The organism is Hymenobacter sp. (assembly GCF_036388155.1).
GTDB lineage: Bacteria > Bacteroidota > Bacteroidia > Cytophagales > Hymenobacteraceae > Hymenobacter.
This window is the reverse complement of sequence record NZ_DASVSI010000048.1, coordinates 25,140-37,089: the sequence shown is the minus strand read 5'-3', so window position 1 is coordinate 37,089 and position 11,950 is coordinate 25,140. Positions and strand designations below refer to the sequence as shown.

Annotated in this window: 12 protein-coding genes; all 12 read right to left on the bottom strand. The window is 59.2% G+C overall.

The window, feature by feature from the left end; all coding sequences use genetic code 11:
- Nucleotides 1–2 precede the first annotated feature (2 nt).
- The 12 genes from VF629_RS07130 to VF629_RS07080 all read right to left on the bottom strand — a co-directional run bounded on the left by VF629_RS07130 (nucleotide 3) and on the right by VF629_RS07080 (nucleotide 11,689).
- Nucleotides 3–302: a PAAR domain-containing protein gene (locus tag VF629_RS07130; RefSeq protein ID WP_331057773.1), complete on the bottom strand. Its 300-nt coding sequence runs from the start codon at nucleotides 300–302 to the stop codon at nucleotides 3–5.
- 104 nt (nucleotides 303–406) lie between these two features.
- On the bottom strand, nucleotides 407–2,200 hold the full coding sequence (gene vgrG / locus VF629_RS07125) for a type VI secretion system tip protein VgrG (protein ID WP_331057772.1): 1,794 nt from the start codon (nucleotides 2,198–2,200) through the stop codon (nucleotides 407–409).
- A 2-nt stretch (nucleotides 2,201–2,202) separates the two neighbouring features.
- Nucleotides 2,203–2,856, bottom strand: coding sequence for a LysM peptidoglycan-binding domain-containing protein (locus VF629_RS07120; RefSeq protein ID WP_331057771.1), 654 nt, complete (start codon nucleotides 2,854–2,856; stop codon nucleotides 2,203–2,205).
- A gap of 27 nt (nucleotides 2,857–2,883) precedes the next feature.
- Nucleotides 2,884–3,063: a DUF5908 family protein gene (locus VF629_RS07115; RefSeq protein ID WP_331057770.1), complete on the bottom strand. Its 180-nt coding sequence runs from the start codon at nucleotides 3,061–3,063 to the stop codon at nucleotides 2,884–2,886.
- A gap of 122 nt (nucleotides 3,064–3,185) precedes the next feature.
- On the bottom strand, nucleotides 3,186–3,641 hold the full coding sequence (locus tag VF629_RS07110) for a phage tail protein (RefSeq protein ID WP_331057769.1): 456 nt from the start codon (nucleotides 3,639–3,641) through the stop codon (nucleotides 3,186–3,188).
- Between the two features lie 5 nt (nucleotides 3,642–3,646).
- On the bottom strand, nucleotides 3,647–4,111 hold the full coding sequence (locus VF629_RS07105) for a phage tail protein (RefSeq protein WP_331057768.1): 465 nt from the start codon (nucleotides 4,109–4,111) through the stop codon (nucleotides 3,647–3,649).
- Nucleotides 4,112–4,165: 54 nt separating this feature from the next.
- Nucleotides 4,166–5,842 (bottom strand): phage tail sheath family protein, encoded by a 1,677-nt coding sequence (locus tag VF629_RS07100; protein WP_331057767.1) that lies wholly within the window; start codon nucleotides 5,840–5,842, stop codon nucleotides 4,166–4,168.
- Between the two features lie 35 nt (nucleotides 5,843–5,877).
- Nucleotides 5,878–7,029, bottom strand: coding sequence for a hypothetical protein (locus tag VF629_RS07095; protein WP_331057766.1), 1,152 nt, complete (start codon nucleotides 7,027–7,029; stop codon nucleotides 5,878–5,880).
- Nucleotides 7,030–7,033: 4 nt separating this feature from the next.
- Entirely contained in the window at nucleotides 7,034–7,588 is a 555-nt protein-coding gene (locus VF629_RS07090; protein ID WP_331057765.1) for a DUF4255 domain-containing protein, read from the bottom strand.
- A 341-nt stretch (nucleotides 7,589–7,929) separates the two neighbouring features.
- Complete coding sequence (locus tag VF629_RS25785) at nucleotides 7,930–8,094, bottom strand: DUF3606 domain-containing protein (protein WP_414653860.1); 165 nt, start codon at nucleotides 8,092–8,094, stop codon at nucleotides 7,930–7,932.
- A gap of 126 nt (nucleotides 8,095–8,220) precedes the next feature.
- On the bottom strand, nucleotides 8,221–9,987 hold the full coding sequence (locus VF629_RS07085; RefSeq protein WP_331057764.1) for an ABC transporter substrate-binding protein: 1,767 nt from the start codon (nucleotides 9,985–9,987) through the stop codon (nucleotides 8,221–8,223).
- Nucleotides 9,988–10,120: 133 nt separating this feature from the next.
- On the bottom strand, nucleotides 10,121–11,689 hold the full coding sequence (locus VF629_RS07080; RefSeq protein WP_331057763.1) for a hypothetical protein: 1,569 nt from the start codon (nucleotides 11,687–11,689) through the stop codon (nucleotides 10,121–10,123).
- Nucleotides 11,690–11,950: the final 261 nt, after the last annotated feature.

Here is an 11,950-nt window from a genome sequence, read left to right as displayed (position 1 = left end):
ACTCAGCCGCCAATGATTACCGTCGGGAACCCCAGGGCTACCACGCCCCCGTGGGCCGTGGTGTCGCCGATGCGCACGGCCGGCTTGCCTCCAATTTTCACCGTGGCCGAACCTTTGGTTAACGTGTCGGGCGGACCCACGCAGCTGGCCACGTCACCCAGCACGGCCGCCATCAACCCGCCGATGAGCACCGTGGGGCAACCCGGGCCCAAAATGGGACCGCCCACGTGCGGCACCGGCGGCAGCCCGGGCGTGAGCAGGGGACAGGTGTGTAAATCGGTAATACGAGCAGCGGGGGGCATAGAATAGATGGATGTAGCCAGCGATGGAATAAGTGGTAGTGGGGCAGCAAGGATCTTTCCCGTATGCCAGCCAGCGGGACCAGCGGACCGGGTGCAGTTCGAGTTCAGTTGATGAGCACGGCGAGACCTTTGACTGTCAGGGGGCCGGTGGCTTGCAATTTGGCTGTGGCTTTGCTGCCGAGTTCCAGATTGGTTTTAGCACTTATACTTACCTGTGGGCCGCTGGCTTCCAGCTTGGTAGCCGCTGCGAGGATAACCTTGCCGCCGGTGGATTTGAGAATCAGGTCCTTGGCCGCCTTGACGGTGAGCGTCGACTTGCTCTCGAGTGTAATCCCGGCTTTGGCCATCGTGATGGTGTTCTGTTGCTCGTCCGTCAGGGTCAGGCCCTTGGCCGCATCGCTGATGACCAGTTTGTTGCCGCCCGGCGTCTTTAGCGTCAGGATTTTTTGTTTGTCATCGAACTCCAAGCTGAGCTTGGCGGCCGTTACGATTCCCTTCTTGGTATTGGCCGCATCCGGCGTGTAGGCGGGGGCACGGGTACTGCTGTGCAAGGCGCCGAGAATTACCGGGTCGCGCGCATCTCCTCCAAAAAAAGCCAGGATCACTTCGTCGTCCACCTCCGGATAAAAAAAATGGCCGGCATTTTTCGAGGCATAAGGCAAGGCGAGGCGCGCCCACAGCGCGTCATCAAACAGCGGCACGGTGACCTGTACCCTGAATTCTTTCCCCGGGTCTGCCTGTATTTGCTTAACTACGGCCGCGTACAGACCATTGACCGGGGGAGAGGTGCTGCCCGCAGCCGTGGACGGGGCCACTTCTTGCTTGGTCTGGGCAAACCATTTCTCGTCCATGCCCAAGGTGAGATCCGTTTTCCAGTCCACGCCCAGGGTGTGCTTCACTTCCGAAACGAAACTTCGCCCGCTGAACTCCTGGCCCAAACGGCTCAAATTAACGGTGCAGGCCGGCACGGCTAACGCCGTCCCTGGAATTTGAACGCTGCCCTTGATTTTGGCAAGCGTCTGCTTCATAAGCACTGCATCCACATATGCTTTTAAATTTTCTACATCAGCGTTAGCCTGGGTGGTGACGCTGTAGACGCCTTGGCCGCCGGCCGCCGCAAGCGCTGCGCCGCTCGTGCTCCCCGGGGTGATAAGCGTCGACGGGGCGGCCGTTACTTCCACCATTTTTAATTTTTTTGAATTCCAGCCTGTGGCCTTTACACTGGTGTACTGGGTGCGGGCGTCCATGTCGAGCGAGATGCTGTACACGTTTATGCCATATTCCAACGTCAACACGTCCGGGCTGGCCGTTGAAGGCTTCACGGTGGAAATCTTACCGTTCGCATTCAACACGACCTGTCCGTTCGCTTCCGCCTGCATCACAATAAAGTCCCAGTCGGAACAATCCTTTTGAATGAGCTTCTCGTGAACTTTATCAGTGGCTGCAAATGAACCGGTAAGTAGAGATCCGTAGTCACCAATGATTTCGGTTAAAACGGTGCTGGTGGTCTTGTTTTCGAAGCCGTTGCTTTTTCTCACGTTACTGGTCAGAAACGCAGCATCGCGGCATTCCACGTTCACTTTCATCCCTTGGGCGCCTTGTGAAGCAAGGCTGATCTTGACGATGATGCCCTCAAAAAGCGGCTTGTTGACGTTGTCGTACCCCGCTGCGATGCTGATAAAGGTGCCCGTGCGCAAGATTTTGGCGTCGAGGACCGGAAATTTTCCGGTGGCTGGATCGCCGTCGATGACCTCAAAGCTGGCCGTGCTGATCTTGTTGATGCCAGTGGTCACACTGGCCCCGAGCACCCGGTAAATGCCGTCGAGTATTTTGCCGTTCGCCCTTATCTCAAACGAAGCCAGGCCCGCTACCACGAGCGGGGAAGGAGGAAGTGCCATGTTTAAATAAGGGGCGGAAAGGCCAGTAGGGTGCCCGGCACGAGCCGGCTGAAATGAATAAGCTGGTTATGACGAGCCACCTGCAGGTAGTAGCGGGCGTCTCCGTAAATCCGGTAACAGAGCAGCGGAAGCGTGTCGCCGGCCTTTACCAAGTGCCTGTGCGAGAGGTCCGCGGATTGCCGGTCGGCCGTCAGCGCAGCCGCATTGGCATCCATGAAGTGCACAAACGCGAGGTCCACTTTGGCCCTCAGGGGCCGCCCGTCGGGCCGGAACATCGTGTAGGTGATGTTAAACGAGGTGCCCCGGCCATTGAAAATAAACTGCCCCCACGTGAGCTTCACGTAATTGGGACTATGAATTTTGCCGGAATAATTGAATACCACCGCTCGCAGTTTCGTGATGGAGTCGCTCACGTTGAGCGCGGTGCCATCAATGGGTCGGGTACCATCGAGCACCAGGCTGAAATCTACACTACCCAGGCTTGAATAGTTGAAACGAGGCGTGTCAGCCGGGCTGCCGGGTGGCCGAGGAGTGTCGTAAGAGTTTTCGCTTTTGTGCGAAAACGATTCCGGGTTCAGAAATACCGTGTAGTCTGCGACCTTGGTTTTGAATCCTGGGTCGGAGTAGGCTTGCAGCAGCAACTTAACGAGGGCCATTGGGGAGGCGTGGCTAAGGGCTAGGTCTTAGCGCTCGCGCTGGCGTTGCAGCTCGGTTAGTACCTGCCGCACGCATTCTTGAGTCAGGTCTTGCTGCAACTGCCGAATCGCTGCGCCATTTAGCGGCGCGGCGGCGGCGGGCCCACCACCAGGAGAGGTTTCGTGCAGGGTGACCTGGATGATTAATTCGCGGATTTCAATGGCCATGCGGTAAATGATAGAGAAGCACTGCGGAGAACGTCGGTGGAGAAAAAGAGGCTTCGCCGGGTGATGACCCGGCGAAGCCTGCTGGCAGGGTTTCGTTTAAGACAGAAGTGGAACAAATGCGCTTACTCGCGCTGAAACATGGAGTAAGCCAACTCCAGCGTTTCAATGGCGAGCGCATTTTCCTGGGCCCGGAAGTCCGACAAGCTCCACTTCACCGGGTAAGCATCCAAGAAAGCCCAGGTTGCCTGCGCTTCGCCGGACGCATCCAGCAAATGCAGCAACACGTCGAACGTTTCGATGGGACGCGAAAAATCGGTCGTGGTCGTGGCGGTACACCACACGGCCAGCTTGGAGCCCTGGCTGACAAAGCCGCGCTTCAACACCAAGTTGCCGTACTTGGCCCCCGTTGGGAAGCGGTGCTTGTACATGTTTTGCCCGCCCTCGCGCACTTCCTCTATTTCTAACTCTACGGAAAGCCCACTCGCCTCTTGAAAGGCGTTGTCGGAGGCGCCGAATTTGGGGTTTGAAAATTGGAGGCGGAAATAAAAGCTGACCGGAAGTGGGTAATCGGAAGGCACCGGGTTTAAGCGTTGGCGATGGTTAGGGTTTCGTAGGCCAGCTCAATGGTTTCAATGGCGGCTTCGTTGCCGTCGGCTTTCAGGTCGGTGCCCTGGATTTTGGTGGGCCAAGCGTTGGTCAGGGTCCACGTCATGGTGGGCGCCCCGGCCTCGTCAAGCAGTTTGATAACGACGGTTTCGCGTTTCATGGTATTCATCTTGATGGTGGAATACCAATCCCAAAACTTGTTGTCTTTTACAAAAATGCCCTTCTTCAACGTCACGTTGCCCACTTTTTTCAGGCCGGGCATTTTGATGGGGGAGAACTCTTTGCTGTTGCCGTGCCGATACTCAATGATCTGCGTTTCGGTGTCGAGGCCGCTTACCTCCTGAAAATAATTGCCAATGCCTCCGCCAAGGCCGTCTACTTCGAAATAAAACTTAGTAATGGGCCAAAGGGTCTGACTTTGTGCGCTGCCGTCGTCTGCCATGCGTGAAAATTGCTAAAAGGTAAGGATGAGTATGGGTGGCTGAACGAGTGGCGCTTACGCGGCGCCGCCGGGCATTTGCTGCTGGAAAGTAAGCACGATGAATTCGGCGGGGCGCACCAGGGCCACGAGGACCGTCACCTTCAGCATGCCGTCGAGGATGTCGTCCGCCGTCATGGTGCTGCCTAGTCCCACGTTCACGCTGTAAGCTTCCGCGGGGCTGGTGCCAAACAAAGCCCCCTGCTTCCACAGCGTGAAGAGGAAGCTATTAATCATGCTGCGCAAGGTGGTCCACGTGTTGGGCGTGTTGGGCTCGAACACGTAAGCCCGCGCGGCCAGCTTCACCGACTGCTCGATCATGATCATCGTCCGACGCACGTTCACGTAGCGCCAGTCTTGGCTGTTACCGTCCAGGGTACGGCCGCCCCAGACCAGCACCCCCAATCCTTTAAAGGAGCGGATGGCGTTGATAGACTTGCCACTCAGGGCGTCCACGTTCAGGTTGCTCTGCGTGCTGTCGCTCAGCGACACGGTGGGGGCTATCACGGCATTCAAGCTCACGTTGGCGGGGGCTTTCCACACCCCGCGGCCGTTGTCGGTGGCAGTATACACGCCGGCCATCGCCGGAGCCACGGGCAAAGTGCTTAGGTAACGGGCCACGGTGGTCAGCGTCTGCGTATAGTAGGGGAAGAGCGCGAGCATCTTGTTGTTGATGTCTTTGCGCTTGGCCTGCAGGGCCGCAGGATCGGGCAACTCGCTCACCGTGGCCGCTTGCAATTGGATGGCCTGCGTGAAAATATTTACCGTCTCGGTGGCATCCGGGCCCTTGCCGTCGGAAAGCACGGGCACCACCTTGGCGGGGGCCTCCACCACGACTACTGCCCCGGCTTCCTTGGGCGCAGTGCCTTCCGGGTTCAGGTCGGCCAAGAGCAGTTCAAGACTGGCAGTCGTTAAATTCCGGAACGATACCTCATTGAGCGAGACAATGCTGGTTTGCACCCACGGAAAATAGGCCACGCCGTAGCTCAGGTTGTTTTGGCCAATGTTGGCGCGAAAACGGGTGATGGGGCTGTCGTCCCCGTCCACTTGGCGCGGGTCCGTGATGGCACCCTGGTACACGTCAAAGATGGCTACCCGGCTTTGCATCTCCTCGCAGTGCTTCAGCATTTGCTGCGTCACTTCGTAATACTCGGCCTCCTTCAGCCGGAGCGCGTCGGGGCAGAGGAGCATGGTCGGGTCCTGCTCGTACTTTAAGGCGTCGATGGCACTGGTGAAATCGTCCTTGTTGCTGTCGGCGTTGTCGCAATCCCCAATCGAGACGATGTAGCAGGTGGACCCGCCGTTCAAGTAAAACAAATGAATGGCGTTGTACAAGTAGTAGAGCGCCGACTCGGCCGGTGCCAACAAGTATTTCTTTTGTTCGCCCTTGATGGTGAACGTCAGCGTGCTCGCTTCCACGGCCAGGGTGGAGCCCTTCGCGTCGGAGCCCTTTGCGTCGGTCGCCTTGGCGGGCAGCCCGGTGAGGGCAAATTGCTGGACCGGCGCCTCGCCAAAATAGGCCACGAAGTCTTGCAACGATTCCACTTTGGTCGGGATGCCCTTCAGCTCCTTGCCCTTGTAAAATGCTTTTTCGGTGTAACCGATGAAAGCGGGGATGGCCGTGGCCACTTCCACCACGGAGTTGGGGAAGGCATTTTGTTCAATGACGTAAACGCCAGGGGTAGAATACTGCATGAAAAGAAGTTGAGGGGGTGTTAGGGTAAATTGATTTACAGTCGGATGCGCACAAAAATCTCCGCTACAGGCCCTTCCCCTTCAGTTCTTAACTGCTGAATGTCGGCGTGTGGCAGTGCTGAGCGTAGCTTTCGCCACTTCGGCTCAGTTCCACGTGTGGCCGAATGTAGGGTGAAAAGTTCGTACTGCCGACCTTGGTATCGCTCTTTGAGTGAAATAGTATTCTTTGAGCGAAAAATTACATTGAGGCTAGGGGCTGGGGAAGACACTGCTTCAAAATTTGCCGGTTCCTCGAGGTCTTTGCCCAGCTCGCGGACCTCAAGCGTTAGCGGACCAGGAGTTGCCTCAGCGCTGGTCAAAAACTGGATGTGGTACTGCCAATACACCCGCCGCGCTTGGAATTGCAGTACATATATCGGATTTGGTTTTAGGGCCAGGGCACCCTCGTTAACCTGAAGCAGTCCCCAGGCCCGTGCGGCTGACAAATCGTCATCGGCGTAGAAGTCCCAGGTGGTCTCTTCCAGGCGCAGCTGGTAACGTCCGCTGCCCCATTGCCGCAGGTTAAGCGTCACAGTGGTAGAAGAAAGAACGAGCGCTCGCTCCCGCGCTGGTTGCAGAGGGTCTTCCGGCGGCCACACGGCCAACCGCTTGTCCTGGGCCCACAGCTCGGCGTGATCGCTAGGTGCAACCGGTTTCAGTCGTTTTGCGACCAACGGCGGCCGGTAATAATCGAACACCAACGGTCGTAGCGGGAGCGCTTCGGGACCGGCCAGGCAGTGGCGACCTTTTTTGTCGTCAGCGGGCCGAGCCGTTTTGTTGGGCGAAGCGAGGGCAGTGCTCGTCCCCGACTCAAAACAGTAGGTTGAGCAGTTGTCGGCGGCCGGCGGGGGCAGGTCCGTATACAGATGAAAGGCTGAGGCGCGGGGCTGCAGAGCAAATACGAGCGGAAACACTCGTTTTTCTAGGTATTGACGAAAGGCTGGAGCCGGGGATTGCCCCTCACCCTGCCACAAGAGCACGAAGCCGCCACGTTGGGCGCGCAGCAACAATCCCGCCCGGCGCAGGCGCTCGGTGGTGGCGCGGGTGGGCGCCACGGCCAAATCAGGCAACTGGTCGTCAAGGAAGTAGGTGTGTTGCAGTTCAAAACGCAACAACTCCTGAAAACCAGGGGGTGGGGGTGTTGCCATGGCTTCAGCGGTTCAGGTCCGTGCCAACACTTCTCACCACGGGAGGGCGCTTTTGAACGGTGCCGTCCTGAATAATAATCATGCGGACTTTGTACACTGCGCTGGGAGTGTGCTTGGTGCCAAACATGCCCGCCAAGAAGCTCCACTCCTGATACGTGGTCGGTTCCAGCTCCACTACCAACCGGTCGAATGATTTCAGGCGCGGTGAATTCTGCGGGGTAAAGACGCCCCGCCCCTGGAAAAAGGAAAGGGTGGCGGTTAAAAATTTCAACGACTCCGCGTAATCGGTGAAATGAGTGGCAAAAAGAACCTTCAGGTTGAGCTTCAGCGCCGGGCTTTGCAACTGAAATTCTTCGCTATTCAATCGTTCGGGCGGCGCGTTCCGCAGGGCCGTTTCGGGTTCTATGTTGACGAGGGCGATGCTGATGACATTATCCGTCATGGGCGCACCGCCCTGTTGGGCCGGAGCGGCAAGAACGGCCTTGTCCGGAAGCCGATACAGTTCGTTAAGGTAGCTGCTTAACTCATCCCGCAGAAAGGCTAGGGCATGATCTATCATTTCTATGCAATAAAAAACAATAAATCATGAAGATGTGGGCAGCGAAGGTAGACCATTTAAGGACCGCCGCAAGCCGGCCAGCTCATCTATTTTGACACAGCATGAATTAGTTTAGGTATTTACTTAAAAACCCAACTGAATTCCTCGGCTCTTACTCACAAAAATGAAGCATCTGCTAGCTCGTAGCAAGCCCCTGTGGTGTGTCGCTTGCTCTAACAAGATGCTAGCGGACCGCCCGACATTTGCCGCCGGATGAGAAGGCGGAAGACCCGTTCCACCTGTCGGCGCTAGCAAAATTCGAAATTCGTTCGGCGAAGAAACGTTGGCTTTTGAGGTCTGGTTTAACGATTCAAATACGCGCGCACATCGGCCACGAGCGGCCCGACGGCGAGTACGGCGTTGCGCAGCCGAGTTTCGGTGCAGTTAAAGAGTTGGCACCAGTGATTTACCTCACGAGTTGATTTCATGTTGATACGGGTGGGATCAGTCGGAATGGGGGTGGGCACTGCGAGGATAATATGTAGGTAGAAGTGCTGGTGAAGTTACCGGAGCGCGTCGTTGGTAAAAAGCCTAGGGCAGAGAGCGCAACAATAATGGGGGCGGTTGGGGCCGGCTTTGCATCCGGTACGGTCTTAGTCTTTGGGAAGGCTCCAATGCAATGCCGAGACCACGTATCCGGGCTTTAGGTCCGTTGCCACTACGCCCGAAACGTGCCGATTCGCGGCGATGCGGGTGGGCAAAATAAACAGTGGCACCAACGGGGCCTGTGCTTGCAGCAGCACCTGAAACCGGCGCAGGAGCTGCCGCTGCCGAGTCGGGGTTGTCGCAGCGGCCACGGCGGCCAGGAATTGGTCACTGGCCGGGGTGCCGAACCCGGTTAGGTTGCTGACCCCCACATACTGGGAACCCAGGATGGGGGCAAAGTTGAACACGAAAGGGTTGCCTTTCAGTGTGCGTATATAGACGTCGAAATCGCCCGCCTGCAACAGCTGGTTGAGCGTGGCCGCTTCCCCGGGCAGCAACTCCACGGGAATGTCCAGCGCGGCCGCGCTGGCCCGAAATTGCAGCGCAACGAGGGCAAAAAGGGATTCGTCCCCTCGGTAACGCAACGTTAAGCGCAAGCGCTGAAAGCCCGCTCGGTCCCCCGCAGGTCGCTGCCACTCCCCGGCAGTGCGTCGCCACCCCGCTTGCTGCAACAAGGCGGATGCGCTGGCGGGGTCAAAAGGAATAAGATTTAGGCTGTCGTTGTAGCGCGCCTTGTCTCCGGGGCTGATCAAGCCCACCGTGCGCACGCCCGCTCCGCGCTGGGTGGCCCGCAATAAGCCGTCCGCGTCAAAGAGCCGACTCAGGGCCTGACGAGTCAGCGCGTCGGACAGGGTGGGTCGGCGCGTATTAAATCCGACTGTGACCACGTTGTAGGACGAGGCCGTGTGCAGGGACACTGTCCGCCGGGCTTGGGCCGAATTCAGCAGCTGCTCCGACTGGGCCGCCGTAACCTGGGGGTAGAGGTCGATTTCACCCCGGCGCAGGGCCAGCAGCGCCGTGGTTTCGTTGGGAATGATGGCAAAGCGCAGGGCCCGGGGCCGGGCCTGCAGCACGACGGGCACCGGTGCCGGCAATCGGTCGGCCCACCAGTCGGTTTTGCGGCGGAAAGTCACGTGGCGGTCCTTGTTCCACGCCGCTAACCGGTAAGGACCACAACCGGAAAACGACTGGCCCAGCCGTTGGTAGCGCCGGGCCAGGGCCACGAGGGCCGTGTCGGGCGCTTGGCTGGCGGGCCAGCGCCGCAATTGCGCGAGGGAAAAGCGCCGGAGTCGACCGGTCGGGTCGAGGCTGGCTTCGGATAAGATGGGAAAATTCCCGGAGACCTGGGCGTATTCCGGCGCTTGCCCGGCGCAGGTGATCGTGAAGCGGCGCGGGTCCTGCGCGTCGGGGGCCACGGCTTGGATGAAGGCGTACTCCGTCCGCGTGCCCTCATTCGGCAGGCCTGGGCAGGCCATCAGCTTCAAGGTAAAGACCACGTCCCGGGCCAGCACGGGCTGACCCGTGTCCCAGCGCGCCGCCGCCCGCAGGCGGTAAGTAAGGCGGGTCAACGAATCGCCTACCAGTTGCCTAAGGGGAAAGGCTTCCGCCAGCGCCGGGTCAAACGTGCGCCGCGCGTAGTTGAGCTGCAGCAGGCCGCAGTGCAAGAGGTTGGCGGCTTCCACGGCTTGCGGGGTGGAAATCCGCAAGGGGTCGAGGGCTTCGGGGTCCTGGGCCCACCGGATGCGAATGGGCGAGTCCGCGCCCGGGGGCGGCGAAGAACAACCCAGCACGCCCAACAGGAGGGCGCCCCGGGCCAGGAGGTGCCCCGGGGCAGCTCGCGAAAACTTGTGCATGGCTAAAAAAGAAGGGGGCATGGGTAAAAAAAGGACGAAACGCCCGTCCCAGCCGGGGTGCACGGGGAAAATGCGCCGGGCCGGGGCCAGGATGGGCGGCCAGAGCGGAGTCGGGCAGTTCGGGGCGCGGGGTGAAGTAGGCAAGCGGCCCCGGTCAGGTCGTGGGGGTGATTGCCCGGCTTTTGCCGCGGGGCCGCCCCCGTCGGGGGGCCGCGTTGGCGGCCAGGGGCGGGCCTTGCTGGAGCAGCTGCAGCGTAAGCTCCCACAGCTTTTCGTAGGGGACCACTTCGATTTCGGCGTACGCTTCGCCCGGCAGGGGCGCGGCCTGCAATTTGCCGAGCAGGCTCTGGCCCCGCTGCGCGCACACCCGGGGGTTGAAGTCCCAATCCAGTAGTAGCATCAGCAGGCGCAAAAACAAGCGGCTGCGCAGCGCGGGCTCCTCGTGCAGGTGCAACTGCTGGTACTTGCGCAGCCGTTCCAGTCGAACCATTACGGCGTCGAGGTCGCGCCGCTGCAGGAAGTACAGCAGCTGCACGATCAACACGGCGACGTGATAGCCGCGCTTGTCGCGATTGAAGTCGGGCAGCATCAGCGCCCATTGGGCTACCGTTTGGCGCGCGGACCGCCCCCCCGGGCCGGGCAACAGGAACTCCAGGTAGGTCCGGTACAGGTCCCAGCGCTGGCGGGCCGCGGCCTGTTGCTTGGGGTAGGAGGGGTTGGCGGTGACCGTGTCCAGCACCCGGCGGGCGTGGTCCCAGTCGCCCGCCTGCAAGGCCAGCAGGCAGTGGTTTTCCTGAAAGGCAAACCAGTTGGTGGAAGAAGCGTGAAACGCCGGCAGGTAGTGCTGCGCCAACTCCAACCCCCGGAGCGATTGGCGGGACATGAGGTGGCCGTAGACGGCCATGAAGTGGTTGTAGCGGTAATCAAACCGCCGTTCGTTGAGCTGGCCGGCGCGCAGGTCCTGCTCGGCCTGGGCGGTGATGCGCATGATTTCCAAAAAGTTGCCCCGCAGCTGCTCGTAGAACAGCCGCGCCCGGTAGAGCAACCAATAGGTATTGAACGTTTGGGCCTGGGCGTGCAGGGCCTCGAGTTGCCCGAGGTAGGCCGGCAGCTGCGGCAGCAGCCGGTGCTGGGTGGCGACGGTGCTGCCCGCGGCCACGCGAAACTCCGCGTTGAGGTGCTCAGCCTCGTCTTCCCAAGCTTGGAGTTGCTGCAAGCGGGCCAGTTCGGTCACCATCTCCCGGTAGCGCCCCGGCTTGCGCCGCGTCACGTACAGCGTGCGCAGCTGGCGGGCAGCTTGCACGGCGTAGGCGATGAAACCGTCCCGGTTGGCCAGCAGCAGGCAGCGGCGCAGCCGTTGCTCGGCCAGCCCGTACTCGCCCTCCATGGTCAGCGCCGTGGCCTGGTGCAGCAGGTGCAACACGGCCATTTCGTAGCGGCGCGTCACCAGGTGACGCGGATCCGTGTGGTCGAGAAAGAAGAGGTGGTTGAGCAGCTTGGCTTGCAGGCGCGCCTTGAGCTGTTGAAAAGCCGCCAGGGCCGCCGGCGTAAACGCGCCGTAGATGTCCTTAGTGAGCTGACGCTCAGTGAGTTCCTTTTCGTTAGAGAGGATGCGCAGGAGTTGCAACTCCTTGGTGTCCTGCGAGCTGCTCAAGTCGAGCAACGGCAGATTAGCCAGCCCGCGGGATGTTACGATTTGAGCTAAGTTGATAATTTCTTTCAAAATGATTGATTGATTATCAAGTATTTACTATGCAGCTAGGGTCGTTGGCGTGAAAAAAACCGTGTCAGCAAATAGCGGATTTTTCCTTTTCTCAGCCGCCGCAAATATCAACCTTTGAAATTGGGGGAGTACACCCAAAAGCCAGGGCTGATGTCATGAATTGAGATTTAATGCCAAAACAGCCAACGCCACAGGTGTCCTGCAGTCGGTCAGAAAGGCATTTTAACTTAAGTCTTTATTTATAAAATAATAAATCAACAA

Bases quoted from the DNA above. Each gene is read 5' to 3' on its own strand.
- VF629_RS07120 (WP_331057771.1), bottom strand. From the start codon at position 2,856: ATGGCCCTCGTTAAGTTGCTGCTGCAAGCCTACTCCGACCCAGGATTC.
- VF629_RS07130 (WP_331057773.1), bottom strand. From the start codon at position 302: ATGCCCCCCGCTGCTCGTATTACCGATTTACACACCTGTCCCCTGCTC.
- VF629_RS07105 (WP_331057768.1), bottom strand. From the start codon at position 4,111: ATGGCAGACGACGGCAGCGCACAAAGTCAGACCCTTTGGCCCATTACT.
- VF629_RS07090 (WP_331057765.1), bottom strand. From the start codon at position 7,588: ATGATAGATCATGCCCTAGCCTTTCTGCGGGATGAGTTAAGCAGCTAC.
- VF629_RS07100 (WP_331057767.1), bottom strand. From the start codon at position 5,842: ATGCAGTATTCTACCCCTGGCGTTTACGTCATTGAACAAAATGCCTTC.
- VF629_RS07085 (WP_331057764.1), bottom strand. From the start codon at position 9,987: ATGCCCCCTTCTTTTTTAGCCATGCACAAGTTTTCGCGAGCTGCCCCG.
- VF629_RS07115 (WP_331057770.1), bottom strand. From the start codon at position 3,063: ATGGCCATTGAAATCCGCGAATTAATCATCCAGGTCACCCTGCACGAA.
- VF629_RS07095 (WP_331057766.1), bottom strand. From the start codon at position 7,029: ATGGCAACACCCCCACCCCCTGGTTTTCAGGAGTTGTTGCGTTTTGAA.
- vgrG (WP_331057772.1), bottom strand. From the start codon at position 2,200: ATGGCACTTCCTCCTTCCCCGCTCGTGGTAGCGGGCCTGGCTTCGTTT.